18 protein-coding genes and 1 rRNA gene are annotated in these 26,892 nt (G+C 67.6%); 10 read left to right on the top strand and 9 right to left on the bottom strand.

The window, feature by feature from the left end; genetic code table 11:
* Positions 1-82, top strand: a 5S ribosomal RNA gene (rrf, locus tag AC5P5S_RS11800); the annotation flags it as partial.
* A gap of 479 nt (positions 83-561) precedes the next feature.
* Here the strand turns inward: rrf and AC5P5S_RS11805 are convergent.
* From AC5P5S_RS11805 to hemH, 3 genes are all read right to left on the bottom strand, one after another.
* Positions 562-2,667, bottom strand: coding sequence for a methyl-accepting chemotaxis protein (locus AC5P5S_RS11805; protein ID WP_062605299.1), 2,106 nt, complete (start codon positions 2,665-2,667; stop codon positions 562-564).
* Positions 2,668-2,957: 290 nt separating this feature from the next.
* Positions 2,958-3,812 carry an alpha/beta fold hydrolase gene (locus AC5P5S_RS11810; protein ID WP_062605301.1) on the bottom strand — a complete coding sequence of 285 codons (855 nt, stop codon included), beginning with the start codon at positions 3,810-3,812 and terminating at the stop codon, positions 2,958-2,960.
* Positions 3,809-4,771, bottom strand: a complete 963-nt coding sequence (gene hemH / locus AC5P5S_RS11815; protein ID WP_062605303.1) for a ferrochelatase — start codon at positions 4,769-4,771, stop codon at positions 3,809-3,811. The genes AC5P5S_RS11810 and hemH overlap by 4 nt, the downstream gene beginning before the upstream one ends.
* A 165-nt stretch (positions 4,772-4,936) precedes the next feature.
* Between hemH and AC5P5S_RS11820 the strand changes: the two genes are divergently transcribed.
* The 4 genes from AC5P5S_RS11820 to tatC all read left to right on the top strand — a co-directional run bounded on the left by AC5P5S_RS11820 (position 4,937) and on the right by tatC (position 7,356).
* Entirely contained in the window at positions 4,937-5,830 is an 894-nt protein-coding gene (locus AC5P5S_RS11820) for a lipid-binding SYLF domain-containing protein (RefSeq protein ID WP_005411678.1), read from the top strand.
* Between the two features lie 75 nt (positions 5,831-5,905).
* The gene (tatA, locus tag AC5P5S_RS11825; RefSeq protein WP_005414932.1) at positions 5,906-6,133 is read left to right on the top strand and encodes a Sec-independent protein translocase subunit TatA; all 228 of its coding nucleotides are present in this window, start codon (positions 5,906-5,908) and stop codon (positions 6,131-6,133) included.
* Between the two features lie 15 nt (positions 6,134-6,148).
* Positions 6,149-6,610, top strand: coding sequence for a Sec-independent protein translocase protein TatB (gene tatB / locus AC5P5S_RS11830; RefSeq protein WP_005414931.1), 462 nt, complete (start codon positions 6,149-6,151; stop codon positions 6,608-6,610).
* A complete protein-coding gene (gene tatC / locus AC5P5S_RS11835) occupies positions 6,607-7,356 on the top strand; it encodes a twin-arginine translocase subunit TatC (RefSeq protein ID WP_005411675.1) in 750 nt (249 codons plus the stop codon). The genes tatB and tatC overlap by 4 nt, the downstream gene beginning before the upstream one ends.
* Positions 7,357-7,463: 107 nt before the next feature.
* Here the strand turns inward: tatC and AC5P5S_RS11840 are convergent, their stop codons facing one another.
* Genes AC5P5S_RS11840 through AC5P5S_RS11850 form a run of 3 tightly spaced genes read right to left on the bottom strand, consistent with a single transcriptional unit; the run spans position 7,464 to position 10,979 of the window.
* Positions 7,464-8,375: a BPSS1780 family membrane protein gene (locus tag AC5P5S_RS11840; protein WP_005411674.1), complete on the bottom strand. Its 912-nt coding sequence runs from the start codon at positions 8,373-8,375 to the stop codon at positions 7,464-7,466.
* A gap of 50 nt (positions 8,376-8,425) precedes the next feature.
* Positions 8,426-9,172, bottom strand: a complete 747-nt coding sequence (locus tag AC5P5S_RS11845; RefSeq protein ID WP_062605304.1) for a glutamine amidotransferase — start codon at positions 9,170-9,172, stop codon at positions 8,426-8,428.
* A complete protein-coding gene (locus AC5P5S_RS11850) occupies positions 9,144-10,979 on the bottom strand; it encodes a GspE/PulE family protein (RefSeq protein ID WP_062605306.1) in 1,836 nt (611 codons plus the stop codon). Before AC5P5S_RS11850 ends, AC5P5S_RS11845 begins: the two co-directional genes overlap by 29 nt.
* A gap of 83 nt (positions 10,980-11,062) precedes the next feature.
* Here AC5P5S_RS11850 and glyQ point away from each other — a divergent pair, with 83 nt between their 5' ends.
* From glyQ to AC5P5S_RS11870, 4 genes are all read left to right on the top strand, one after another.
* Complete coding sequence (gene glyQ, locus AC5P5S_RS11855) at positions 11,063-11,974, top strand: glycine--tRNA ligase subunit alpha (protein WP_012481649.1); 912 nt, start codon at positions 11,063-11,065, stop codon at positions 11,972-11,974.
* Positions 11,975-12,061: 87 nt separating this feature from the next.
* Complete coding sequence (gene glyS / locus AC5P5S_RS11860) at positions 12,062-14,137, top strand: glycine--tRNA ligase subunit beta (RefSeq protein ID WP_012481648.1); 2,076 nt, start codon at positions 12,062-12,064, stop codon at positions 14,135-14,137.
* A gap of 256 nt (positions 14,138-14,393) precedes the next feature.
* Complete coding sequence (locus tag AC5P5S_RS11865) at positions 14,394-16,190, top strand: autotransporter assembly complex protein TamA (RefSeq protein ID WP_005414924.1); 1,797 nt, start codon at positions 14,394-14,396, stop codon at positions 16,188-16,190.
* Complete coding sequence (locus tag AC5P5S_RS11870; protein WP_033835359.1) at positions 16,187-20,044, top strand: translocation/assembly module TamB domain-containing protein; 3,858 nt, start codon at positions 16,187-16,189, stop codon at positions 20,042-20,044. The genes AC5P5S_RS11865 and AC5P5S_RS11870 overlap by 4 nt, the downstream gene beginning before the upstream one ends.
* A gap of 11 nt (positions 20,045-20,055) precedes the next feature.
* On the opposite strand, the gene AC5P5S_RS11875 is transcribed toward AC5P5S_RS11870, so the two are convergent.
* The 3 genes from AC5P5S_RS11875 to AC5P5S_RS11885 are packed head-to-tail and all read right to left on the bottom strand — an operon-like array spanning position 20,056 to position 24,442.
* Positions 20,056-21,303, bottom strand: coding sequence for a J domain-containing protein (locus AC5P5S_RS11875; protein ID WP_049397055.1), 1,248 nt, complete (start codon positions 21,301-21,303; stop codon positions 20,056-20,058).
* Positions 21,300-22,757: a J domain-containing protein gene (locus AC5P5S_RS11880; protein WP_049397053.1), complete on the bottom strand. Its 1,458-nt coding sequence runs from the start codon at positions 22,755-22,757 to the stop codon at positions 21,300-21,302. Before AC5P5S_RS11880 ends, AC5P5S_RS11875 begins: the two co-directional genes overlap by 4 nt.
* On the bottom strand, positions 22,754-24,442 hold the full coding sequence (locus AC5P5S_RS11885) for a molecular chaperone HscC (RefSeq protein ID WP_062605307.1): 1,689 nt from the start codon (positions 24,440-24,442) through the stop codon (positions 22,754-22,756). The genes AC5P5S_RS11880 and AC5P5S_RS11885 overlap by 4 nt, the downstream gene beginning before the upstream one ends.
* Before the next feature lie 127 nt (positions 24,443-24,569).
* Between AC5P5S_RS11885 and AC5P5S_RS11890 the strand changes: the two genes are divergently transcribed.
* Complete coding sequence (locus AC5P5S_RS11890; protein ID WP_062605309.1) at positions 24,570-26,717, top strand: S46 family peptidase; 2,148 nt, start codon at positions 24,570-24,572, stop codon at positions 26,715-26,717.
* The last annotated feature ends 175 nt before the right edge of the window (positions 26,718-26,892 follow it).

Raw genomic sequence — 26,892 nt, forward strand, 5'->3', positions numbered from 1 at the left:
CCCATCCCGAACTCGGAAGTGAAACGCAGCTGCGCCGATGGTAGTGTGGCTCAAGCCATGCGAGAGTAGGTCATCGCCAGGGTTTACACCCAAAACCCCGCTGCTCACGCAGCGGGGTTTTTCTTTGTGCGCAGTAAATGCAGGTAGTGCCGGCCGCTGGCCGGCACCCGATGGCATTGCATCACCCGGTAGATCCACGCCATGCGTGGATGCCCTCTGCGAGGAGCCAAGGCGCCAACCAAGGTTGGCCGCTACCAACAGCAGGCCCACACAGCAATCGATTGCCGGCCAGCGGCCGGCAACTTTGTGCGCGGTAAACACCGGGTAGTGCCGGCCGCTGGCCGGCAACCCGATGGCATTACATCGCCCGGTAGATCCACGCCATGCATGGATACCCCCTGCGAGGAGCAGCGGTGCCAACCAAGGTTGGCCGCTACCAACAGCAGGCCCACACAGCAATCGTTTGCCGGCCAGCGGCCGGCACTACCAGGGGCAGGTCACGCATAAAAAGACGGCGCCCTGCGGGCGCCGTCCTGATCAAACTCGAATGGAAGGCCAGGATCAGGCGACCCGCGAGACCTCGAGCGGTTCCTGCTGGCGGAATACCGAGACTGCTTCGGTCAACGTGCCGGCCTGGTTCTGCAGCTCGCGTGCGGCAGCGGTGGCTTCTTCCACCAGCGCCGCATTCTGCTGCGTGGCCTGATCCATCTGCACCACTGTCTGGTTGATCTGCTCGATACCGATCGACTGCTCCTGCGACGCTGCAGAAATCTCGCGCATCAGGTGGCTGACATCCTCCACGCCGCCGACAATTCCCTGCATGCGCTGGCCGGCATCGGCCACCAGCTGGGCACCTTCGCCCACCTGCCGGCCCGCTTCGTCGATCAGCTTCTTGATCTCCTGTGCGGCCGCCGCCGAACGCTGCGCCAGCACGCGCACCTCGCTGGCCACCACGGCAAAGCCTCGGCCCTGCTCGCCGGCGCGTGCCGCCTCCACCGCTGCGTTCAACGCCAGGATATTGGTCTGGAAGGCAATGCCGTCGATGACGCCGGTGATGTCGCCGATCCGCTTCGAGGCACCTTCGATGGCCTGCATGGTATCCACCACCCGCTGCATGGCCGTGTTGCCGTCACTGGCAGCGTTCTGCGTGGAGGCGGCCAACGCACTGGCCTCACGCGCATGGGCGGCGTTCTGGCGCACGGTGGCGGTCAGTTCCTCCATCGATGCTGCGGTCTCCTGCAGGTGCGCTGCCTGGCGCTCGCTGCGCTCGGACAACGCGCCGTTGCCGGCGGCAATCTCGCTGGCGGCGGTACTGATCGACGCCGCGCATTCCTGGATGCGGCCGACCATGCGTGCCAACTGCCCGGCCGTGGCATTGGCATCGCGCTGGATGGCAGCGAAGGCGCCGTGATACTCGCCGTGCATGCGCCGATCCAGATCGCCGTTGGCCAGTGCCGAGAGCATCTGCCGTACTTCGTTGACGGTGCTGCCGAGCGTATCGAGCAGCTGGTTGATGCCACCGGTCAGGCCATCGAGGAAGCTGGCGCCTTCAGTGGCCTGCAGGCGCTGGTCGAGGTCACCGGCCGCTGCCGCTGCGACGATGCCGGCCACGGCATTCTCCAGCGCGAGCTCATGCGTGCGGTCATGCCATTCCACGGCGAAGCCCAGGCGCACGCCCTGCGCGTCGAACACCGGTGTGACCACCTGCGCGAAGTGCACCGGGCCGATCTGCACCTTGCCGTTGTGCGCTACCTGCAGGCCGTTGAGGATCGCGCGGATGCGGTCCGGGTTGGCGTGGAAACGATGGATGCTGCTGCCGACCAGGCGCTCGGCGTCGAAATCGGGGAAGGCCTGTCGCAACGTCGCCTGCTGGTTGCGCAGCAGTGCCACCACCGAGCGGTTCACGTAGCGGATCACATGGTCGTTGTCGGCGATCATCATCGCGGTGCGCGAGGCATCGAGGGCCTGGCGGATCTGCGCGTTCTCGGCATGTGACGCGGCTTCGCGCCCACGCTGGGCCTGCACGTGGCGTGCAGTGTCGGCCAGGGCGTGGGCCAGTGAACCCGGCGCATAGGCGCCGGTATCGGCATGCGCGCCAAGATCGGCACCGGTGGCGATATCGCGTGCGAGCGCGGCAAGCCGACGCGGGCCGTGGCCGAGGGCCTCGGTCTGCTGCCGAAGGCGCAGTGCGACCTGGCCGAGGAACAGGGTCAGGCCCGCGAGCATGCCGGCCTGCAGCAGCGTCGGCCACAGCGCGGCACCGCCCTGTAGCGGTGCCAGCAGGGCGAGCGTACCGACGCCACCGGCCAGCCACACCGGAAGGCGATCGCGATGGCCCAGCAGCACGCCCAGCAGCAGGGCAATCGGCAATGCCGGCGACAGGCTGATGATCGCGCACAACACGGCCAGCTGCAGCGACAACAGCAACGCCAGACCGTTGCGGGCGATGGCCCGGCCCGCCTGGGCCCCGCCCAACCACGCGGCTGGCAGCACGGCGACGGCCGCCAACGCGGCGGCCTGCACCTGCGGGCCGCGCAGGGCCAGCGCCAGGCCAGCCAAGGCCAGTACCGCGCTGCCGATCAGCAGGCGGCGGTCAGCGCGGTGCGCGAGCTGCTGCAGGTGCGGCAGGCGGGCGGTATCGGGGGGACGGGAGGATGCAACGGACATCGGCGACTCCTGGATCAGCAGACGACAACGGCCACGCCGCGGCGCACGCAGGAGTGCGTGACCAGGGCGCGAGCCGGGAATTCGGGGAATGCGACGCGATCAGCGACGCGGAGACGGGACACCGCGGCCACATCCTGTGGGTGACGGTGCAATGGAGCAGGCATGCGGACTTCCTTGCAGAACCAGACACACGCCGCAGGCCCGACCGGACCTGCGTGCTGCGGACGCAGGGGCCCGCAACTGATGTATCGGCCGCAGACGCGCAGAGTGAAGCGCGCGGATACCTTTGCTCAGCCCGCGTTGTCGTTGCTGAAGAAGCGCAGGATCACGCCTGCGATCTGTTCCGGATCTTCCATGTGCAGGTGATGGTTGCCGGGAAACACCGCCAACCGCCCATCGCGCAGGTGCTGCAGGCGATCGCTGCGCATCGGCTCGGGGTAGTAGGACTGCGCTGGCGTGGCATAGATCACCTGCGTCGGGCAGGCGATGGCCTGCAGCAGGTTGTCGATCTGGCCTTCGCTGAGACGGATCGCAGTGGGCAGCATCAGGCGCGGATCGCTGCACCAGCGGTAGCCACCCTCGACCGGTTCCACGCCGCGCTCGACCAGCAGCCGTGCACAGTGCTCGCTGAGCTGGTTGGTCATCATCCGTGCGCGGATCGGCGCGGCGAGGTCGGGGAACACGCGCAGCTGCTTGCGTGCCAGTGCGCGCGTGGCATTCACATGCTCGCGCAGGCGGTTGGCGGTTTCTTCCTCGGGGCCGCGCAGGCCGCCGAGCGCTTCGATCGCCACCAGGCGCTCGACGCGGTCACTGACCGAGGCGGTGAGGCTGGCGATGCCGGCGCCCATCGAATGGCCGAGCAGGTTGAAGCGGTCCCAGCCCAGTGCATCGGCGACGTCGAGCACGTGGCAGATCGCGGCGGCCGTGGTGTAGTTGGCACCGGCCGGCAGATGCGCGCTGTGGCCATGACCGGGCAGGTCGATGGCAACCAGCTGCAGCGACGACAGGTGCGGCGCCAGCGGCACGAAGCTGGCCGCGTTGTCGAGCCAGCCGTGCAGGGCCAGCACGCGCGGGCCATCGCCGTGGTTGCGCAGGCCGGCGACGCGCGCGCCACCGACCTCCAGTTCAAACGGTTGCAGACTCATGCCAGCGAGGCCACGGCCAGCCGCGCAAGCGCGCGTGCGTGCTCCGGTTCGGCGTTGAGGCAGGGGATGTAGCGCATCGTCGCGCCGCGCTCGGCCAGTGTTTCGGTGAAGCCCATGGCGACCTCTTCCAGCGTCTCCAGGCAATCGGTGGCGAAGCCGGGGCACACCACGTCGATCTGCTTCACGCCGGATTCGGCCAGCGCCCACAGGCTGGGCTCGGCATACGGCTGCAGCCAGCGCTCGCGGCCGAAACGCGACTGGTAACCCATCTGCCACTCGTCCCTGCCCAGTTCCAGCGCCTTGGCGATGGCCTGTGCGCTGGCCTCGCAGCGCTGCGGATACGGATCGCCGGCATCGGCCAGGCGCTGCGGGATGCCATGGAAGGAGAACATCAGTGTCTGGCCGCGACCGTGCTGTTCCCAGTAGCGGCGGATCGAGCCGGCCACGGCCTCGACCCAGCCCGGATCGACCGAATAGTCGCGCACCAGGCTGACGGTCACGCCAGGATTGCGGCGCTGCCAGGCATCGACGCGGTCTTCAACCGAGGCAGTGGTGGTGGTGGAGTACTGCGGATACAGCGGCAGCACCACGATGCGGCGCGCACCGTCGGCTGCCAGGCGGTCGAGCTCGCTGGCCAGCGCGGGTTCGCCGTAACGCATCGCATGACGCACTGTCAGGGTCGGCAACAGGGCCTGCATGGCCTGCGCCAGCTGGCGCGTATGCACCATCAGCGGTGAGCCGTCGGGCAGCCAGACCTGGGCGTACTTGGCCGCCGAACGACTGCTGCGCAGGGGCAGGATCAGTCCGCGCAGCAGCGGCTGCCACAGCAGTGGCGGGATCGCGACCACGCGGCGGTCGGACAGGAATTCAGCCAGGTAACGGCGTACGGCGGGGGCCGTCGGCGTCTCGGGCGTGCCTAGGTTGACCGCCAGCACGGCGGTATCGGGTGCGTCGAGCATGGGCGGTATTGTCGCCGATCCGGTGTCGCGCCGGGATGCAGGGTTCGGATTGCGGGCATAGCGCGCATCAATGTGAGCAGGGAACGCTCATTGGGGATTCATGACAACGCTACTAATTTCAGTCACTTGCTATATCTTCCTATGGACTGACTTCTGGAGCCTGCCATGCGTCGCCCGATCCAAGCCCTGCTGATCGCCGCCAGCCTGCTGTCCAGCCAGGCCATGGCCGGGCCGCAGGAAGACCAGCGTGCGCGCAATGCCGTGCGCGTGCTGGCTGAAATCCAGGAAATCCCTGAACAGGGCATTCCGGATAAATTGCTGGACGAAGGCCGCGCGGTCATCGTCATTCCCGACACGATCAAGGCCGGTCTGGTCATTGGCGGTCGTCGTGGCCACGGCCTGATGTCGGTGCGCATGCCCAACGGCGCCTGGTCCAACCCGGTGTTCGTGAAGCTCACCGGCGGCAGCATCGGCTTCCAGGCCGGCGTGCAGTCCTCCGATGTGGTGCTGGTGTTCCGCAACGACCGCAGCCTGGACAACCTGGTCAACGGCAAGTTCACGCTGGGTGCCGACGCTGGCGTCGCCGCCGGTCCGGTGGGCCGCAACGCCGCCGCGGCCACCGACGGCCAGCTGAAGGCCGAGATCTGGTCCTGGTCGCGCGCCCGCGGCCTGTTTGCCGGCGTCGCGCTGGATGGCGCGGTGCTGCAGATCGACGATGCCGCCAATCTGGACGCCTACGGCAGCAACACCACGCCGCGGATGATCTTCGAAGGCCGCGCCGCCGGTTCGCCGTCGATGGATGTGGTCGCCTTCCGCGATCGCCTGGAAGAGGCCACCTACGCGGCGCGCAACAACCGCAGCGGCAACGGCGGCAGCGCGCCGCGCCCGGCTGCCGCCCCGGCAGCTGCTCCGGCGCCTGTTCAGGCAGCACCGGCTGCGCCGGCTGAGGCCACCACCGCGCCGCTGCAGAACGTGCCGCAGACCCCGCCGCCGCAGCAGCAGGGCTTCCAGCCGGTGAATGACGGCGAGATCCGTACGGAAACGCTGGGCGGAAACTGACTTTCGTCACGCGCGCCGGCTGACAGCCGGTGCGCTATGCTCGACAGCCTGATCACTAACGTAACGAGCGTCTTTATGGGCAGTTTCAGCATCTGGCATTGGTTGGTCGTGCTGGCCATCGTCCTGCTGGTGTTCGGCACCAAGCGCCTGACCAGCGGCGCCAAGGACCTCGGTTCGGCGGTCAAGGAATTCAAGAAGGGCATGCGCGACGAGGACAAGCCGAACGCGCAGCTGGGCGATGAGTCGCGCACCCAGGACGCGTCGCGCACCGCGCAGGACGAGCACGACCGTAACGCTCGCTGATCCGGAGCGGTTGCGGTGTTCGATATCGGCTTCAGCGAACTGCTGGTGATTGCAGTGGTCGCCCTGGTGGTGCTCGGTCCCGAGCGCCTGCCCAAGGCGGCCCGCTTCGCCGGCCTGTGGGTGCGTCGCGCCCGCAATCAATGGGATTCGGTGAAACAGGAACTGGAGCGCGAACTGCAGGCCGAGGACATCAAGCGGCAGATGCAGGATGTGCGTCAGGGCATGCAGGACACCGAGAACCAGCTGCGCGCCAGCGGTGAAGCGATCCGTCGCGAAGCCCAGCAGGCGCAGCAGCAGGGCGATGATCTGGTGCAGCACGTCCGTGCACCGGCGCCCGCGGATCTGCCGCCGCACATGAGCGCCGCGCCCGATGCCGTTGAACCAGCGCAGGACGGTGGTGCCGCCGAGCCGGTTTCGGCCGCGCCCGCTGAAGCTGTTACGCCGCCGCCGGCGCAGAGCACGGAGCGCCAGCCATGAGTGAACAGGATTTCGGCGAGAGCTCGCTGGTAGAGCACCTGGTGGAACTGCGCGGCCGGCTTGTGCGCGCATTGCTGGGCCTGGGCGTGGTGCTGCTGGCGTTGTTGCCGTTCACCCAGAAGCTCTACAACGCGCTGGCCGAACCGCTGGTCTCGCAGCTGCCGAACGGGCAGACGATGATCGCCACCAACCCGGCCGGTGCCTTCTTCGCACCGCTGAAGCTGACCTTCTTCGTCGCGTTGTTCGTGGCGGTACCGTGGCTGCTGTACCAGCTGTGGGCGTTCGTCGCGCCCGGTCTGTATGCACGCGAGAAGCGCCTGGCGGTGCCGCTGCTGGTGTCATCGGTGCTGCTGTTCTACACCGGTTGCGCCTTTGCGTATTTCCTGGTGCTGCCGGCGGTGTTCCACTTCCTCACCACCTTCAGCCCGGACGTGATCGCAATCACACCGGATGCGAATGCCTATCTGGACTTCGTGCTGGCGATCTTCTTCGCCTTTGGTGGCAGTTTCGAACTGCCGGTGGCGATGGTGATCCTGGTGTTGCTGGGCTGGGTGACGCCGCAGCAGTTCAAGGAAGGCCGCGGCTACGCGATCGTCGGCATCTTCGTGCTGGCGGCGGTGCTGACCCCGCCGGACGTGGTGTCGCAGCTGATGCTGGCGATTCCGATGTGCCTGCTGTACGAGCTGGGCATCCACGCCGCACGCTGGCTGGTGCCGTCGTCGGTAGTGAAGAAGCCCGCCGCCTGAAAGACAAAAAGGGGACGGAGGGGATTAAGTCGTTTTTGCCTTTAACGACTTAATCCCCTCCGTCCCCTTTTCTATCCGCGCATGGCGTGGATCTACCTGCGTTCTGGTCAGGCGTGGAACACGTCGCTGGAGGTCGGCGTGGTCGGGATCGGCGGCGCCGCGCGGCTGCCGCGGTGCACGAACATCTGCTTCCACGCGGCGTAGACCGCGCCGACATACAGCGGCATCAGCACCGTGGTCAGTACCAGCTGGGCGATGAAGGCGGCGGCCAGCGGGCCGCCGATCAGCATCGCGATCTGGATCACGATCACGAACAGGATGTACATGCAGAACGCGGCGATCAGGCCGAGTGCGGCGAACACGATCATCGCGCCGATGTTCTCGATGCAGCCCTGCAGGCTCAGGCGCAGCGCGTGCATGCCGCTCTGCTTGTCGAACACCACCAGTGCCGGCTGGGTGAACATCGCCAGCGACAGCGCGACCGCACTCAGGAACACCAGCAGCATCCACAGCGCGATGCGCTTGGCCGGCAGGTTGGCGACCAGCGCGGCCGCGTCATCCGGCTTGATCTGCTGGCCACTGCGGCTGATCTCTTCCATCTTGGTCATGACCTCGCTGAAGGCGGTGAAGCCCTCGCGGCCGATCATCAGGAACAGCAGCGCGCCCAGTAGCAGCACCGCCAGCACCTGGATGGCCAGCGGCACCAGCAGATGGCTGACGCGGTGGTCGCGGATCGGCTGCAGCAGGTGCGAAGCCAGGCCCGGGCGGCCTTCGTCGATCTCGCCCACGGCATACAGCATGCCGCCGAACATGATCGGCGAGATGGCCAGCGTCATCAGCTGCACCGCCATGCCGGCGGCGCCCGGAATCAGCGTCGACAACAGGGTGACCACCCAGCTCACCAGCAGCCAGGTCAGGCCGATCCGGGCCAGCTGCAGCGGCGCACGCCGGTACAGGGAGAACGTATCCAGCAACCACTGGGCGCCCGCCGAAGCCGGCAGCTTGCGAATCTCTTTCATGGACATCCGGGAAGGACAGGAGGGGGCCGGGCGGCTGCCCGTGCCGCCGATTATCCCTGTTTTGCCGCCGGCTGGGCTGAAGACAGCCGTGCCTGGCGGACGAAGCGCCGCAACAGCTGGCGGGCCAGCGGCGCGGCACTGACCGCGCGCTCGATGCTGCGGGCGCAGCCGCCATGGCGACCGATGCAGTCGGCGCGGGCACGCACGTAGCCACGCATGTGGTGGGTGGCGAACTCCGGATGGAACTGCACGCCCCAGGCCTGGCGCCCCCAGCGGAAGGCATGGCAGCCGTCCAGCGGCGAGCGGGCCAGCACCTCGGCCCCGTCGGGCGCGCGCAGCACGGTCTGCAGATGGGTGGCGTGCGCGGCGAAATGCTGCGGCAGGCCCTGGAACAGCGGGTCCTGCGCGGCCTGCGGCTGCAGTTCCAGCTCGATCGTGCCGGACTCGCGGCCGGCCGGGTTGTAGGCCACCTCGCCCCCCAGCGCGTGCGCCAGCAGCTGATGGCCGTAGCAGATGCCGAACACCGGCAGGTCCTCGTGCGCGGTCTGGCGCAGCCACGCGGCACTGCGCTCGCTCCAGTCGGCGTGGTCGGTGACGAACGCCGCCGAGCCGGTCACCAGCACGCCGGCGAAGGCGTGCGGATCAGGCAGGGCGTCACCGTGCTCGACATCAATTACCACCGTCTCGTGCTCGTCCAGTCCGGCGGCGACGCGGATCCAGTGCGGAAAGCGCCCGTAGCGGCGCAATGACGGCACCGGTCGGCCGGTTTCAAGGATCAGGAACGGGGCTGGGTTCATCCGGGGGCGGCAGTACTGACAGGACTTCCTCGATTGTAGTCAGCCCCTGCGCCACCTTTTCAAGCCCGGCCTGGCGCAGGGTTCGCAGCCCTTCAGCCCGCGCGGCACGGGTGAAACCGGCCAGGTCCATGTCGGCGCGGATCTGCCCGCGCAGCCGCGAACCCAATGGCAGCAACTCATACAGCCCGATGCGGCCGAGGAATCCGGTGCGCCGGCATTCCAGGCAACCGACCGGCCGACAGGGCGTGGCGGCATCTGGATATGCAGCATGGCTATCAGCCAGCACCGCCCAATCGGCGGCGCCGAGGCTGTGCGGCTGCTTGCAGTGCGGGCACAGCGTGCGCACCAGGCGCTGGGCGAGGATGCCGTTGAGGGTGCTGGCCAGCAGGTAATGCGGCACGCCCAGGTCGAGCAGGCGGGTGACCGCCGAGGGCGCGTCGTTGGTATGCAGGGTGGACAGCACCAGGTGGCCGGTCAGCGAGGCCTGCACCGCCATCTGCGCGGTCTCCAGGTCGCGGATCTCGCCGATCATGATGATGTCCGGGTCCTGCCGCAGCAGGGTGCGCACGCCGCTGGCGAAGTCCAGGTCGATGTTGGCCTGCACCTGCATCTGGTTGAACTCGGGCGCGATCATCTCGATCGGATCCTCCACCGTGCACACGTTCACGTCCGGCGTGGCCAGCCGCTTCAGCGTGGAATACAGGGTGGTGGTCTTGCCCGAGCCGGTCGGGCCGGTGACCAGCACGATGCCGTGCGGGCGCTCGACCAGCGCATTCCAGCCGGCGGCCTCCTGCGGGCTGAAACCGAGCTGGTCGATGCTCTTGAACGCGGCATCCGGGTCGAAGATGCGCATCACGCACTTCTCGCCGAAGGCGGTGGGCATGGTCGACAGGCGCATCTCGACCTCGCGGCCACCCGGCGAGCGGGTCTTGATGCGGCCATCCTGCGGGCGCCGGCGCTCGGCCAGGTCCATGCGGCCCAGCACCTTGATGCGGCTGACCACGGCGGTCATCACCGCCGGCGGTACTTCGAACACCTTGTGCAGCACGCCGTCGATGCGGAAGCGCATGCGCCCCATCTCGCGGCGCGGCTCCAGGTGGATGTCCGAGGCGCGCTGTTCGTAGGCGTACTGCAGCAGCCAGTCGACGATGTGCACGATGTGCTGGTCGTCGGCATTGACGTCGCCGGTGCGGCCCAGCTCCACCAGCTGCTCGAAGCTGGGCAGGGTGGTGCTGGCCTCGCCGCGCACATCGCCACGGGCGCCGCGCACCGAGCGGGTCACCCCGTAGAACTCCATGGTGTAGCGGTGCAGGTCCAGCGGGTTGACCACCGCCAGCTCGATGCGGCGGCGGGTCAGGTGCTGCAGGTCACGACGCCATTCCTGCACCAGCGGCTCGCTGGTGGCTACCAGCACGCGCTCGGCATCCACCGCCAGCGGCAGGAAGCGGTGGCGGCGGGCGTAGGCATGCGACACAAGCGCGGTCACCGCAGCGACGTCCACCCGCGTCGGGTCAATGCGCAGGTAGCGGCTGCCGGTGCGCTGCGCCAGCCACTCGGTCAGGCGTTCCAGGGTCAGTTCGCCGCCGCTGGTGGCGGCCAGCTTGAGGTTGGACAGCAGTACCAGCGGATGCACTTCACTGGCGTTGCGCGCGCCCTGTGCGGAAAACCGCATGCGCTCGCGGTCCTGCTCGGCCACCAGGCCATCGGCGGTCAGGGCCGCGGCAATCTGCTCGAAATGCAGCCGTCCCCAGGGCAGCGGGGCGCCGTCCGCCTCGCCGGGCGTGCCTGCCGGCAGCCGATGTTCCATCTGCCTGCTCCTCCCGGGTACGGAATGCCCCGCAGGTCGGCCGTTATACTAGCGCACCCCCTTGCCGGCCAAGACTCGTACGCATGTCCGCGACCCCGACCGTTCCGATCACCTTCCAGGGCCTGATCCAGACCCTGAACCAGTTCTGGGCCCAGCAGGGCTGCGTGCTCATCCAGCCGCTCGACCTGGAGGTGGGCGCCGGTACCTTCCACCCGGCCACCTTCCTGCGTGCGATCGGTCCGGAAGGCTGGAATGCGGCCTACGTGCAGCCGTCGCGGCGCCCGACCGATGGCCGTTACGGTGAGAACCCGAACCGCCTGCAGCGCTACTACCAGTACCAGGTGGCGATGAAGCCGGCGCCGGACAACATCCAGCAGTTGTACCTGGATTCGCTGAAGGCACTGGGCATCGACCCGCTGGTGCACGACCTGCGCTTCGTCGAGGACAACTGGGAATCGCCGACGCTGGGCGCGTGGGGCCTGGGCTGGGAAGTCTGGCTCAATGGCATGGAAGTGACCCAGTTCACCTACTTCCAGCAGGCCGGTGGCCTGGAATGCCGCCCGGTGCTGGGCGAGATCACCTACGGTCTCGAGCGCCTGTGCATGTACCTGCAGAACTGCGACAACGTCTACGACCTGATCTGGACCTACGGCCCGGACGGCCAGCCGGTGACCTACGGTGACGTCTACCACCAGAACGAGGTGGAGCAGAGCACCTACAACTTCGAATACGCCGACGTGGAAGAAATGTTCCACCGTTTCGACGCCTGCGAGCGTGAGGCGCAGAAGCTGGTGGAAGTGAACCTGCCGCTGCCGGCCTACGAGCAGGTGATGAAGGCCAGCCACACCTTCAACCTGCTGGATGCGCGCCGTGCGATCAGCGTGACCGAGCGCCAGCGCTACATCCTGCGCGTGCGCGCGCTGGCCCAGGCGGTGGCCAGGGCGTACTACGAGCAGCGCGAGAAGCTGGGCTTCCCGGGCGCGAAGAAGGCCTGACGGCCCTCCCGCACCGACCCGCTTTTCATCAACTACCCGGGGCGCCGGACGCGTTGCGCGCTGCGCCCCCACCACAGGATCGAACCGATGAGCCAACTGTCCCCCCTGCTGATCGAACTGGGCACCGAGGAGCTGCCGGTCAAGGCGCTGCCGGGCCTGGCCCAGGCATTCTTCGACGGTGTCGTCGAAGGCCTGCGCAAGCGCGGCGTCGCGCTGGAACTGGGCGATGCGCGCCCGCTGTCGACCCCGCGCCGACTGGCCGTGCTGCTGCCGGGCGTCGGTCTGGAACAGCCGGAGCAGCACAGCGAAGTGCTGGGCCCGTACCTGAACATTGCGCTGGACGCCGAAGGCCAGCCGACCAAGGCGTTGCAGGGCTTCGCCGCCAAGGCCGGGATCGACTGGACCGCGCTGGAGAAGACCACCGACAACAAGGGCGAGCGCTTCGTGCACCGCGCGGTGACCCCGGGCGCGAGCACCGCCAGCCTGCTGCCGGAGATCCTGCGCGAGGCGATCGCGGCGATGCCGATTCCCAAGCCGATGCGCTGGGGCGACCACGCCTGGGGCTTCGCGCGCCCGGCGCACTGGCTGGTGCTGCTGCACGGCGCCAACGTGGTCGAGGCCGAACTGTTCGGCCTGCAGGCCGGCCGCGTCAGCCGTGGCCATCGCTTCCACCATGACCAGGCGGTGTCGCTGGCGCAGCCGCAGGACTACGTTGAAGCGCTGCGCGCCGCGTTCGTGCTGGTCGACCCGAGCGAGCGCCGCGCGCGCATCGTCGCCGAGGTCGAGGCCGCTGCGGCCAAGGCCGGTGGCAGCGCCCGCATCACCGACGACAACCTGGAGCAGGTGGTGAACCTGGTCGAATGGCCGTCGGCGGTGCTGTGCAGCTTCGAGCGCGCGTTCCTGGCGGTGCCGCAGGAAGCGCTGATCGAGACGATGGAGATCAACCAGAAGTTCTTCCCGGTGCTGGATGCGGCAGGCACGCTGACCGAGAAGTTCATCGGCATCGCCAACATCGAATCGAAGAACGTGGCCGAAGTGGCCAAGGGCTACGAGCGGGTGATCCGTCCGCGGTTCGCCGATGCCAAGTTCTTCTTCGACGAGGACCTGAAGCAGGGCCTGGTGTCGATGGGTGAGGGGCTGAAGACGGTGACCTACCAGGCCAAGCTGGGCAGCGTGGCCGACAAGGTGGCGCGCGTGGCTGCACTGGCCGAAGTGATCGCACCCCAGGTCGGTGCCGATGCCGCGCAGGCCAGGCGGGCTGCCGAACTGGCCAAGAACGACCTGCAGTCGCGCATGGTCAACGAGTTCCCGGAGCTGCAGGGCATCGCCGGCCGCCACTACGCCGTGGCCGGTGGCGAATCGGCCGAGGTGGCGCTGGCCATCGACGAGGCCTACCAGCCACGTTTCGGTGGTGATGACATCGCGCTGTCGCCGCTGGGCAAGGTCCTGGCCATTGCCGAACGCGTGGACACCCTGGCCGGCGGCTTCGCCGCAGGCCTGAAGCCGACCGGCAACAAGGACCCGTTCGCGCTGCGCCGCAATGCGCTGGGCCTGGCGCGCACGATCATCGAAAGCGGCTTCGAGCTGGACCTGCGCGCACTGCTGGCCAGCGCCAACGCCGGCCTGGCCGCACGCAACGTGCAGGCCGACGTCGGCGAGCTGTACGACTTCATCCTCGACCGCCTGAAGGGTTATTACGGCGACAAGAACGTGCCAGCCACGCACTTCAATGCGGTGGCCGAACTGAAGCCTGTCTCGCTGTATGACTTCGACCGCCGCCTGGACGCGATCGGCACCTTCGCCGCGCTGCCGGAAGCCGAGGCGCTGGCTGCGGCCAACAAGCGCATCCGCAACATCCTCCGCAAGGCTGAAGGCGACATTCCGGCCCAGATCGACCCGGCGCTGCTGCAGGAAGACGCCGAGCGCGCGCTGGCTGAAGCGGTCACTGCGGCCATCGACGACACCGGCGCCAGCCTGCATCAGAAGGATTACGTGGCGGTGCTGGCGCGCCTGGCCCGCCTGCGCCCGCAGGTCGACGCGTTCTTCGATGGCGTGATGGTCAATGCGGAAGATCCGGCGTTGCGTGGCAACCGCCTGGCGCTGCTGACGATGCTGGGCGAGCGCCTGGGCAAGGTGGCAGCGATCGAGCATCTGTCGAGCTGATGCCCGTATCGGTAGTGCCGGCCGCTGGCCGGCATTGCCACCGCGCATCGCATCGACCTGTGGATTGCCGGCCAGCGGCCGGCACTACCGGAACACCGTCGGCGGATGTCCATCGGGGTCATCGCCGGCATCGCGCACGATGCCGGCATCCTCGCCTGCGATCACGAGGATCGCCACAAAGGCGCGTATTTTGACCGCCACTTAACAACCGATCCCGAATGACGTGATGCATTTCGCATCGTCACCTTCGGTCGGTATGCTGTGCCGCATGCAGCCAAAGAAATACGCCCTGCCGCTGATGGTCCTGTCGCTGGCCGCCACCTCCGTGGCCCACGCGCGCGGCACCATCGACAAGGTGGACATCAAGGGATTGGACAAGGGCGACGACGCCGCAATCATCGAGAACATCCAGGAATCGCTGTCGCTGTACGACACGATCGGCAAGGAACAGGGCGAATCGCGCCTGGAGTACCTGCTGTCACAGGCCGAGCGGCAGACCCGCCAGGCACTGGAACCCTTCGGGTACTATAACCCGGTGATCAAGGTCGAGGCGCCGCGCGAGGACGAGCATGTGCGGGTGCTGATCCATGTCGACAAGGGCACCCCGGTGACCGTGCGCCGTGAGCACATCGACATCACCGGGCCGGCGATGTATGACCAGTACCTGCAGGACGACCTGGCCGCATTCAAGCCCCGCAAGGGCCAGCGCTTCGAGCACACGCAGTACGAAGCCAGCAAGATCACCATCACCCGTCGCCTGGCCGAGCGTGGCTACTTCGATGCCGACTACACCCAGCGCCAGGTGCAGATCACCCGCGCCGACAACGCAGCCGACATCGACCTGACCTGGGACAGCGGCCGCCGCTACAACATGGGGCCGGTGCGTTTCGAGCAGGATTACTTCGTCGACAAGCTGTTCGACCCGCTGGTGTACTGGGAACAGGGCAGCTACTTCCACGAGGGCAAGCTGGACCGGCTGCGCGAGTCGCTGACCAAGCTGGACTACTTCAGCGTGATCGACATCCAGCCACGGCCCGACCAGGCCGATGCCAACGGCGAAGTGCCGGTGGATGTGAAGCTGACCCGCGCCAAGCGCACCATCTATACCGCGGGTCTGAGCTACGGCAGCGAGAGTGGTCCGGGTGTGCGCGGCGGCATCGAGCGGCGGTTCCTGAACAACCGCGGCCACAAGATGAACACGCAGCTGGACTATGCGCAGAAGCGCAAGAGCCTGGTGACCAGCTACCGCATCCCCGCCTTCAACTGGCTTGACGGCTGGTACACCTTCGCCGCCAGTGCGTATGACGAGCAGACCGATTACATCGACCTGCGCAACTTCAAGCTGATCGCCAGCCGCAGCGGCGAGATCAACGAGCACTGGACCGCGATCGCCTCGATCAACGCACTGCGCGAGCGTTGGCGCTATGCCTCCGGCACTGAATTCACCGATGCCGTCTACAACACCTCGACGCTGGTGTACCCGCAGATGGTTGCCGACTACGTCAACGTCGACGACGAGATGTTCCCGCGCAAGGGCATCAGCGGTACTGCGACGATGCGCGCCGGCGTTGAAGGTGCTGGCTCGGACACCAGCTTCGTGCAGGCCAACGCCGTGCTGCGCTGGTACATCCCGGTGGGTGAAAGCAACCGCCTGATCCTGCGCGGCGAGGGGGGTACCACCTGGACCAGCGATCTGGTGGCGATGCCGCCGAGCCTGCGCTACTTCGCGGGCGGTGACCGCAGCATCCGCGGTTACGCCTACCGCGAAGTCGGCCCGCGCACACCCAAACCCGACAAATACGCGCTGGGCGCCAAGAACCTGGTGATCGGCTCGGCCGAGTACGAGCACTACTTCAATGGCGGCCCGTGGGGCGCGGCGGTGTTCGTCGATACCGGCAGCGCCTTCGACAACACCATTGATCTGCACACCGGCGTCGGCTTCGGCGTGCGCTGGAAATCGCCGGTGGGCCCGGTGCGCGTGGATATCGCGCATGGCCTGAACAATCCGGATTCGCAGTTCCAGCTTTACCTCAACATCGGAGCGGACCTGTGAGCACGCCCGCACCCACCCCGAACACGCCGCCGCCGCGCGTGCGTTTCTACCGCCGCCGCCGCTTCTGGGCGTGGTCCGGCGTGGGCGTGATCGGCCTGGTGCTGCTGGCGTTGCTGGCGGTGTACTGGCTGCTGCAGACCGTGGCCGGCCGCGACGTGCTGCTGGCACAGGTGGTGGCGCGGCTGCCGGTGGGCGCCAGCTTCACCTGGGACAAGGTGGACGGCCCGGTGGCCGGTCCGCTGACCCTGTACAACGTCGACTTCCGCTACGACGACATCCATTTCCACGCCGAGCGCGCGCACCTGGAGCCGGACCTGCGCCCGCTGCTGGGCCGCAAGCTGCTGCTGGACAAGCTGGAGCTGACCAACGCGACGCTGAACCTGGCCAAGAGTGACGAGCCGTTCAAGCTGCCGTCGTGGCCCGATTCGCTGCCGCAGATCGAAATGCCGCTGGCGATCCAGGCCGATGCCATTGCCATCGACGGCTTCCGCATCAGCCAGGCCAACGAGCCGGTGATCGACATCAGCCGTGTGCGTGGTGGCATCGAGATCGCCAATGGCGAGTTCCAGGCGCACAAACTGGTCGTGGACAGCGACATGGGCAATTTCACCGCCCAGGGCCGCTACATCCCGGCCAAGGACTACGACACCGACGTGACCGTCACCGCAGTGTTGCCGGCCCCGCGTGGCCGTACCGCAGCGACGGTGGGGCTGGTGGCACGCGGTGACCTGGCGCACATGGAAGTGGCCGTAGCCGGGCGCGCGCCGAAGCCGCTGCACGCGATGCTGGTGTTCGATGGCCGCACCGATCCGAGCTGGAGCGCCAGCATCCGCAGCGACGAACTGGATCTGGCGCTGCTGTCGCCGGCACTGGCCAGCTCGGCGATCGCACCACTCGCACTGGACTTCACCGCGGCTGGCAAGGGCGGCAACGCCAACCTGCGTGGCAAGGTGAAGCAGGGTGATCAGGAGCTGGAGCTGGCACCGTCGGTGGTGTCGCTGCAGGACCAGGTGCTGAAGGTGTCGCCCCTGCTGGTGAAAGGGCTTGGCGGTGAGGCACGGCTGGAAGGCACCGCCGACTTCAGCCAGGAAGACCAGCAGAAACTCAATTTCTCGGTGGTCGCCCATGACCTGACCTACGTGCCGGCGCCCGATCCGAACACGGCCGGCAGCGCACCGGTGCCGGTCACCCTGAAGGAAGCGCGCTTCGGCCTGGCCGGTACCTTGAAGGCGTGGGCCGCGATCGGCCGTGCCGATGTCGAACGCGAAAAGCAGAAGGCACAGCTGCAGTTCGACGTACGCGGCAATGACCAGGCCGCGTCGATCCACCAGCTGCAGGCGCAGACGCCGGGTGGGCAGCTGCAGGTGGAAGGCCAGGTGGCGTGGGCACCGCAGCTGGACTGGGATGCCAAGGCCACGCTGAAGGACTTCGACCCCGGCTATTTCGTGCCGGGCTGGAACGGCCGCCTGTCCGGCAACCTGGCCTCCAAGGGCCGCCAGCTGCCGCCGCCGGCAAACGCGCCGCCGGGCACCGCCGGCACGCTGGAAGCCACCGTCGACCTACCCTCGCTGAAGGGCATACTGCGCCAGCGCAATCTCGACGCACAGGGCAAGTTCGCGCTGCAGGGCGCGCAGGGCCAGGGCGATCTGAAGCTGTCGCTGGGCAGCAGCCGGGTGACCGCGTCGGGCAAGGTGGGTGATCGCCTCGACATCGACGCGCGTTTCGAACCGCTGCAGCTGAGCGATCTGCTGCCCGGCGCCGATGGCGGCCTGCGTGGACAGGTACAGGTGAAGGGCCCGCGCGATGCGCCGGACATCACTGCCGACCTGGTCGGCAACAACCTCAACTGGGACGGCTACGGCGCCGAGAGCGTGAGCATCAAGGGCCACCTGCCATGGCGCGGCGACAGCGGCACGCTGGCGGTGCAGGGCCAGCAGGTCAACGCCGGCATGCTGCTGGAACGCTTGAACGTGGATGCGCAGGGCAGTGTCTCCAACCTGCGCCTGGCCGCGCAGACCCGCAACGAGATGGGTGCGATCGAGCTGCAGGGCAGCGTCCGCCAACAGGGCGCGCAGTGGCGCGGCGAGCTGGCGTCGCTGCGTATCGCACCGGTGAAGGGCGATGCCTGGTCGTTGCGTGCACCGGCGGCGTTCGCGATCAACGGCAGCACCTACACCCTGTCCGAAGCCTGCCTGGCCGCGGCCAGCAGCGGCGCGCTGTGCGCACAGGCCAACTGGCCGCGTGAGGGCCTGGTGGTGCGCAGTGATGCGCTGCCGCTGGCGCTGGTGCAGCCGTGGCTGCCGCCGCAGTCCGGCCGCCGCATCTACCTGCGTGGCGATGTCAGCCTGGACGCGCAGATCCGCCCGCGCGGCAATGCTTGGGAAGGCCATGTAGAGGTGCGCTCGAAGGAAGGCGGCGTGCGCCTGGGCGAGAACCGCAACACCGTGGGGGATACCACCCGCGGCGAGCTGGTGCGTTATGACCAGTTCTCGCTCAAGCTCGACATGACCCCGGCCAGCATCAAGGGCTACCTGGGCATGGGCTTCCAGGGCAACGGCTTCGTCGATGCCAGGATGCAGACCGGCTGGGAGGCCAGTGCGCCGCTGAACGGCGAGCTCTACCTCAACATGTCGCGGCTGTACTGGCTGGAGCTGTTCTCGCCGGACATCGTGCGCCCGACCGGCCTGATCGAGGGCCACGTCAGCCTGCGCGGTACGCGCGGCCAGCCATCGCTGGGCGGTGACGCCCAGCTGAGCAACTTCAAGGGCGAATTCCCCGCGCTGGGCCTGACCTTCGACCAGGGCAAGGGCAGCTTCGTGGCCCAGCCCGACGGTTCGGCAAAGATCACCGCGCAGGCCAACTCGGGCCAGGGCACGCTTTATGTCGATGGTGGCCTGTCGTGGTTTGGTGATGCACAGCCGCTGCAGCTGAAGATCCACGGCGAGAACGTGCTGCTGTCCAACACCAGCGAGCTGCGCATCGTCGCCAACCCCAACCTCGACTTCACGCTGGCCAAGGCGGCGATGGAGCTGCGCGGCACCGTGCACGTGCCCGAGGCCGACATCGATCTCGAACGCCTGGATCGTGGCACCTCGGTGTCCGAGGACGTGGTGGTGCTGGACCCGGCCGACCCGGAAGAGTCGCGCACCTCGCCGCTGGACATGGACCTGACCGTCAGTCTTGGCGACAAGGTCAAGATGACCGGCTTCGGCCTGAAGGGCGCGCTGACCGGCAAGATGCAGGTCTGGGCCAAGCCTGGCCGCGAAATGACCGCCAATGGTGGCCTGGAAGTGAGTGGTCGCTACAAGGCATACGGGCAGGACCTGACCATCACCCGTGGCAACCTCACCTGGAACTACAACGCGGTGTCCGACCCGCGCATCAACATCCGTGCCGAGCGCCGGATCGGTGATGTCACCGCCGGCATCGACGTGACCGGGCGTGCGCAGCAGCCGCGCGCGGACGTGTGGTCCGAGCCGGCGATGTCGCAGTCCGAGGCACTGGCCTACCTGGTGCTGGGGCGCAGCCTGACCGGTGCCAGCAGCGACCAGGCCCAGCAGGTCAACGCGGCCTCGGCGGCGCTCTCGGCTGGCAGCGGCCTGCTGGCGTCGCAGCTGGGCGCCAAGCTGGGCCTGGACGATGCCGGCGTGAGCCAGTCGCGCGCGCTGGGCGGCTCGGTGATCGGGGTCGGCAAGTACATCTCGCCCAAGCTGTACGTCGGCTACGGCGTGTCGCTGGTCGGTGCCGGTTCGGTGATCACGCTGAAGTACCTGCTGCGTCGTGGCTTCGACGTGGAAGTGGAGTCGAGCACGGTGGAAAACCGTGGGTCGATCAACTGGCGGCGGGAGAAATAACCCGCCGCCATTCAACCGTTGCCGGTGCCAGGGTCCAGCTGGCTCACGACTGCGAATGAGGGAGCAGGCCTGCGCGGACGAGGCCCGTGCGTGAGCACGCCTTGCCCATCGAGCGGCGACGGTGGTTCGGCCGGTGTTGGCGCGGACGCCGTTCGCGATGGAGTCCACCCCACGAAGTGCGCCAGCATGAGGGCGCCGGACACGATGACCACCGAGGCATGGATTGCCGCGCGTTTCATGCCGGACGTGTTGAGCGCACGTGGTCGCACGGCATCACCCAGTAGTGCCAGCACCGCCAGAACCGCCAGTACGATCAGCGCGCCCAGCAGGCAGCGGACAATCGCGACCTGCAACTTCGGGATGTTGAAGCGCCTGGGCTGCGATATCGCCAGCCAGAAGGCGACCTGATCCGCGTCCAGTGGCGCCAGCGTGTCGCGGACGGTATGCACCCCCAGATGCTGCATCGTGCGCCGCATGGTGCCTGCGCGCCCGGGCACGCAGGACGACAGCAGCGATTGCAGCCAGTGCCACGGCCGGGTCAAGCGTTCCACGCGGGCACGGGCTTCATGGGGGGACACCCGATCCTGCGGTCGGTCCAGTGCTGTGGTGAGGGCCGCATGGTTGCGCGGCTGCAGCTGCCAGTGGCGATGCAGTTGGCTGCGTCGTGCACGGACCCGGTAGGGATCGATATCAGCCCGGATCTCATCCCAGCAGAAGTATCGACCGAGCAGATCGAAATTGGACTCGCACAGCGGGCCGCCCTGGTGCAGCAGCTGCTGCAGGACCACGTCACCGATACGTGGCCTGTCGGCCAATGACCACAGCTCCGGACGCCCGGCCAGCCAGTGCTCGAAGCTGGCCGGGTCGGTGTCGCCGGCGGTGTTGATCAGCAGGCGCGCAAACCGGGGCAGGTTCAATGATGGCTCCACCACATCGTCCGGCATGTCGGTGTCGAGCGTGCATGGATGATGCAGCTCCGGCATGTGGTCCATCGGCGAATGGCTGTCGTACGGCTCCAGTGGCTCGGGCGGGCTGTTGTCCGCAGGCGTGGTCGCGAGCGCTTCTGCACTGCTTTCCTCCTGCCACTGCGCACGGTTGCGTATCCACCGCAGCGCTTCCTGATAAGCCTCGTGCAGCGTCTGGAATGCCACCGGGTCTTCGTCCGGGCGCGCCGCGCGCAGTCTCTGCGCGTAGGCGCGCTTGATCGCCCGTTCGTCGGCGCTGGCGTCGAGCCCGAGAGCGTCCAGCGCCCGGTTCACGCAGTGTTTCCAGAGGCCGGCGGAAGCCGGTCAATCGGCGCGTGACGACGCGCGCGGTGCACGAACTCGGCGCCCCACTGCAGCAGGGTGAGAACGATGCCTGCTTCGGCGATCAGCATGGCAAGTACCATGAACACGCCGTGGCGGACTCCGAATCGCATCCGGGCACCGACGCGTCGCCACAGGCGCGCAGTCGCCAAGGGCAGTGCCATGAAGATCAGCAGCGTACCCTCCATGCGGTGGCCCAAGCCATGGACAAGAACCAGGCTGCCGATCGCCATCAACGGCGCAGGTAGGGCCAGCAGCAGCCCTGCACGCCGATGAGTGAGGTCAAGCGTAAGTTGGCGCAGCGCCCAGCGAACAGGCACCCACAGTACTCCCATCACCGCCAGCAGCAGGCCCAGGAGCGCCCCCATCTGGACGAATATCGAGGCTTCGCCCGCCTTTCCCTGGACCAACGAGACACCTGCGATTCCACCGAAGAACAACAGGCTGCAGACGCCCAGCAGCACGCCACGCAGCGCGTTCACCTGCCAGCGCCACCGCCTGGGCCGGGAGACGTCGGCAAGACTTCGCCAGAACAGGATCTGCTGCGGATGCCATGCCTCGGGCAACTGCTCGCTTCCCCCCGACTCGATGGCATCCAGCAGCGCGTTGACTTCACTGATGTGCTCGGGCAGCTGCGCCTGCCAGAGGGATCGCCGCAGGTTCCATGGCTGCGACAGGTAGCGCAGGCAACGACTGACTGTGATCCTCCCCAGCCGCAGGCTGCCCTCTTGTTCAAGCAGTGCCGACAGCTCTGCCGCATTCCCGGTCTCGGCGGCCCAGCGTCGATGACCGCGCGACTGGATCGATGCCAGCCTGTCCGGATCCACGCCATCGTGTACATCATCCCAGCCAAAGCAGCGTGCCAGCAGACCCATGTTGGCTGCGCTGACGCTGTTGTGACTGCGTGCCAGTTCATCCAGCAGCGCGTCGCCCACCAATGGCTTGTAGCGCAGCGACCACAGCACCGGCGTGGCCTCCAGCCAGGGGCCGAAGTCTTCAGGGGAAGACAGATGGGCCATGCGCAGGATCGTGTGCGCATGGCCCGATACGTGGACCGCTCCCTCCAGTTCCGCCACTGGTGCCGTGCGCAGCAGCACAGGCGTGCCGCGAGGTGGCCATGGAGGCGAGTACGAACGCGTTTCGGGCGGCGCCCATGCCACGTCTGCGTCGGGCGGCCAGGGTGCGATGTCGGTTGCATGCTCCGCCGGTTCGTCTTCGTCTGCGGTATTGGCCAGCGCTTCCTGGCGGACCCAGTCCAATGCCGCCTGATAGGCCTCATGCAGGTGCTGGAAGGCGATGGGATCCTCGTCGGGTCGAGTCACCCGCAGGCGATTTGCATAGGCGCGCTTGATCGCGCGCTCGTCAGCGGCTTCGTCCAGCTCCAGGACGTGAAGTGCCCAGCTCATGCATCGCGCTCGAGGGTGTCCAGTGCCTCGTCCAGCTGACGGCGATGACGCTCGACGGCAATGGCGTCCTGGCTTTCCAGCACATGGCGGAAGCTGCTCAGCCACGACTGCAGCTGTTCGCGGTGATGGATGCGTTCCTCGTACAGGCGCTCGGTGCGGGCGATCACCGCGAGGTTGGGCTGGGCGTCACGCGGGTGGATCTTCAGCGCTTCCAGTGCGCGCAGGCGCTGCTGGATCTCTTCGGGTGACAGCAGCCCGGGATTCTGTTCCAGGATGAGCTCGTGGCGCTTGCCGGTGGCATCCTCAGTGACTTCGACCTGCAGCAGCCCGTTCACGTCGTAGGTAAAGCGGGCGGTGACGCTGCGCTCCTGCATCGGGACAGAATGGGTCAGCGGCACGGTCAGCTCACCGAGCTTGATGTTGCGATCCACCGTCGGGCTCTCGCCCTGGAACACGTCGATACGGATGGCGTCCTGCCGCTCGTGCAGCGGGTAGAAGCGATCCTCGCGGCTGACCGGCACCACGCTGTTGCGCTGGATGATCGGGTGGAAGTAGCCGCTGCGTTCGCCACCGGCAGCATCCTGGCGGGACACCTGCGTGCCGAGCGTGTAGGGGCAGACATCGGTCAACACGACTTCGCGCAAGGATTCGTCGCGCGCCTTCAATCCCGCTGCAACGGCGGCGCCCAAGACAATCGCCTGGTCCGGATGGATATGGCGCAGCGGAAGCCGACCGAACAAGCGGGTCGCCAGCTTGCTGACCATCGGCATGCGTACCGCACCGCCGACCAGGATGATGTCGTCCAGCGCGTCGGGCTTGAGCCGGGCGTCGCGGATCGCGCGTTCGATGGGCCCACGCATGCGCAGCAGCAGCGGTTCGCAGAGCTGGGTGTAGCGCGCCTCGTCCATCTGCCACTGGCGTTCGCTGCCGGCCAGGGGCAACTGCAGGCTGGCAGCGCCGCTCAGGCTGAGTTCGCGCTTGAACAGTTCCAGTCGACGCAGCAGCTGCGCCTGTTCGGCAGCGGACAGGTCGCTGGCGGACGTGCCCTGGTCGGCATGGAAGGCCCGCACGAGTACCTGCAGGAAATCCTCGCCGCCCAGGAAATTGTCGCCGGCGCTGGCATGCACTTCGACCACGCCGTCGAACAGTTCCAGGATGGAGACGTCGAAGGTGCCACCGCCCAGGTCCAGCACCAGCACGCAGCCTTCGCCGTCACGCTCCTGCAGGCCATAGGCCAGCGCGGCGGCCGTGGGTTCATTGATCAGGCGCTCGACGCGGATGCCGGCCAGCTCGCCGGCTGCCCGGGTAGCCTTGCGCTGGGCGTCGGAGAAATAGGCCGGTACGCTGATCACTGCCTCCTCCACCTTGTGGCCCAGTGCGGCTTCGGCGTCAGCCAGCAGCGAGCGCAGCACCATGGCCGAAAGCTCCTCGGGGCGGAAACTGCGCTCACCCAGCCGGGTCTCGCGATCGCTGCCCATCCAGCGCTTGAAGTGGGCCACGGTCTGCTGTGGATGGCTGACCAGGCGGTCGCGGGCTGGCTGGCCAACCAGCACGGCGCCATCGACCAGGCTCACCACCGACGGCGTCAACAGCTCGCCATGGGCATTGGGGAACAGCTGCGGCCCGGTTGCCGTGTGCATGCCGATGAGGGAATGGGTGGTGCCAAGATCGATACCGACGATCATCTGCTGACGTCCGTTGTGCAGGGAACCGCGATTGTAGGAGTGGCCCCGACCCCCTGACCATCGGGCGTTGCCCGACAGCGCCCCACGGGCTATGGTCCCGGGTTGTTCTGTCGTACCGGATTGCCTCATGTCACCACGCAAAGCCCTTCCCACCGCCCTGGCCCTGGGCCTGACCCTCGCCGCCGGTGCCCACGCCGATGAAGGCATGTGGATGCCGACCCAGCTGCCGGAACTGGCCAAGCCGCTGCAGGCCGCAGGTTTCAAGGGCAATCCGGCCGACCTGGCCAACGTCACTGCGCCGCCGCTGAGCGCCGTGGTGCGTGCCGGTGGCGGCACCGGTTCGTTCGTGTCCGCCGACGGCCTGCTGCTGACCAACCACCACGTGGCGATGGGCGTGATCCAGTACAACAGCTCGCCCGAGCACGACCTGATCACTGGTGGCTTCATCGCCAGGGACCGTGGCGACGAGCGCCCGGCCAACCCGGACTTCCGCGTGCTGGTCACCGTCGGCTTCGACAAGGTGACCGATCAGGTGCTGGCGCAGGCGCGTGGCAAGACCGGCCGCGCCTACTTCGATGCCGTCGATGCGGCCAGCAAGCAGATCGTGGCCGAGTGCGAGAAGGACGGCAGCGTGCGCTGCTCGGTGGCCAACATGTACTACGGCACCGACTTCTACCGCATCGCCCAGCTGGAACTGAGCGACGTGCGCCTGGTGTACGCGCCGCCGCGCGCGATCGGCAACTACGGCGATGAGATCGACAACTTCATGTGGCCGCGCCACACCGGCGACTTCACCCTGCTGCGCGCCTACGTCGGCAAGGACGGCAAGCCGGCCGCGTACAGCAAGGACAACGTGCCCTACCAGGCGCCGGCGCACCTGCAGATGTCGGTGGAAGGTCCGAAGGAAGGTGACTACGCGATGCTGGCCGGTTACCCGGGCATCACCTATCGCCACCGTACCGCGGCCGAATTCGCTGGCCAGATCGATACCGTGCTGCCGCGCCGCGTGTCGGTGTTCCAGCAGATGATCGACACCATCGAGGCCGCCAGCGCCAAGGACGCGCAGGCGCGCACCCGCTACGCCTCGCAGCTGCAGTCGCTGAAGAACAACCGCAAGCGCGCCGCGGGTGAGCTGGAAGGCCTGCTGCGCAGCGACGCCAAGGCCCAGCGTGCCGCCGACGAGACGGCGATGCTGGCGGCCACCGACCGCAAGTACCAGGGCGACATCAAGGCACTGCTGGCCAATCTGTCGCTGGGTGCGGCGGTGGGCGAGCGTGACTTGCTGCTGGACCAGATGGCCGCGCAGAGCCAGCTGCTGCGTTCGGCGTTGCTGCTGGAGCGCCTGCGCATCGAATCGGCCAAGCCGGACGCGCAGCGCGAAAGCGGCTACCAGCAGCGCGACCAGGCGATGATCGAAGGCGTGCTCAAGCAGGTCCAGCGCCGTTACGCACCGGAGGTCGAGAAGGCGCTGCTGACCACTCTGCTGACCCGCTACCAGCAGCTGCCGGACGCGCAGCGCGTGGCCGAGTTCGACGCGGCCTTCGGCCGTACGCCGCAGCAGCTGGCCAAGGCGCTGGACACCCTGTATGCGGGCACCCAGCTGGGTGACGAGGCGCAGCGCCTGTCGCGCTTCGCTGCCGCACGCGAAGGCAAGGCGCTGGCCGCCGATCCGCTGATCGCCGTGGCCGGCCCGCTGGTGGCCGCGCAGCTGCGCATCGAGAACGAGAGCAAGACCCGCGAAGGCGAGCAGCTGCGCCTGCGCCCGGCCTACATGCAGGCGCTGTTCGCCTGGCGTGCCAAGCAGGGCCGCGCCGTGTACCCGGATGCCAACCGCACCCTGCGCATCAGCTACGGCAAGGTCGAGGCGCTGCACCCGCGCGATGGCGTGACCTACTCGCCGGTGACCACCGTGGCCGGCATCGTCGAGAAGAACACCAACGCCTATCCGTTCGATGCGCCCAAGCCGCTGCTGGCGGCGATTGCCAAGGGTGACTTCGGCAGCACCGCCGACCCGGCGCTGAAGACCCAGACGGTCAACTTCCTGACCAACCTGGATACCACCGGCGGCAACTCCGGCTCGCCGGTGCTCAACGCCAAGGGCGAACTGATCGGCCTGAACTTCGACAGCAACTGGGAATCGGTCAGCGCCAGCTGGTGGTTCGACCCGCGCTACAAGCGCGCCGTGCACGTGGACATGCGCTACCTGCGCTGGCTGCTGGCCAAGGTCTACCCGGCGCCCGAGCTGCTGAAGGAAATGGGCGTGCCGGCCCAATAAAGCCGGTACCTGGCAGGTGCCCACCGCTTCCTGGTGGGTGCCCATTGATTCCCGGTAGGTGCCCACTGTCAGTGGGCACGGATGTCCCCGTCACGACCAACGGTCGTGACCCACCAGACGGACCAACGGTCGTGACCCACCGCCATGACCTACCCTCACGACCAACGGTCGTGAT

It is taken from the genome of Stenotrophomonas sp. YJH_SMC_54 (genome assembly GCF_059368435.1).

Bases quoted from the DNA above. Each gene is read 5' to 3' on its own strand.
- tatC (WP_005411675.1), top strand. From the start codon at position 6,607: ATGAGTGAACAGGATTTCGGCGAGAGCTCGCTGGTAGAGCACCTGGTG.
- AC5P5S_RS11865 (WP_005414924.1), top strand. From the start codon at position 14,394: ATGCTGTGCCGCATGCAGCCAAAGAAATACGCCCTGCCGCTGATGGTC.
- AC5P5S_RS11845 (WP_062605304.1), bottom strand. From the start codon at position 9,172: ATGAACCCAGCCCCGTTCCTGATCCTTGAAACCGGCCGACCGGTGCCG.
- AC5P5S_RS11840 (WP_005411674.1), bottom strand. From the start codon at position 8,375: ATGAAAGAGATTCGCAAGCTGCCGGCTTCGGCGGGCGCCCAGTGGTTG.
- AC5P5S_RS11820 (WP_005411678.1), top strand. From the start codon at position 4,937: ATGCGTCGCCCGATCCAAGCCCTGCTGATCGCCGCCAGCCTGCTGTCC.
- AC5P5S_RS11880 (WP_049397053.1), bottom strand. From the start codon at position 22,757: ATGAGCTGGGCACTTCACGTCCTGGAGCTGGACGAAGCCGCTGACGAG.
- AC5P5S_RS11890 (WP_062605309.1), top strand. From the start codon at position 24,570: ATGTCACCACGCAAAGCCCTTCCCACCGCCCTGGCCCTGGGCCTGACC.
- glyS (WP_012481648.1), top strand. From the start codon at position 12,062: ATGAGCCAACTGTCCCCCCTGCTGATCGAACTGGGCACCGAGGAGCTG.
- AC5P5S_RS11850 (WP_062605306.1), bottom strand. From the start codon at position 10,979: ATGGAACATCGGCTGCCGGCAGGCACGCCCGGCGAGGCGGACGGCGCC.
- AC5P5S_RS11805 (WP_062605299.1), bottom strand. From the start codon at position 2,667: ATGTCCGTTGCATCCTCCCGTCCCCCCGATACCGCCCGCCTGCCGCAC.
- tatA (WP_005414932.1), top strand. From the start codon at position 5,906: ATGGGCAGTTTCAGCATCTGGCATTGGTTGGTCGTGCTGGCCATCGTC.
- glyQ (WP_012481649.1), top strand. From the start codon at position 11,063: ATGTCCGCGACCCCGACCGTTCCGATCACCTTCCAGGGCCTGATCCAG.
- AC5P5S_RS11810 (WP_062605301.1), bottom strand. From the start codon at position 3,812: ATGAGTCTGCAACCGTTTGAACTGGAGGTCGGTGGCGCGCGCGTCGCC.
- AC5P5S_RS11885 (WP_062605307.1), bottom strand. From the start codon at position 24,442: ATGATCGTCGGTATCGATCTTGGCACCACCCATTCCCTCATCGGCATG.
- hemH (WP_062605303.1), bottom strand. From the start codon at position 4,771: ATGCTCGACGCACCCGATACCGCCGTGCTGGCGGTCAACCTAGGCACG.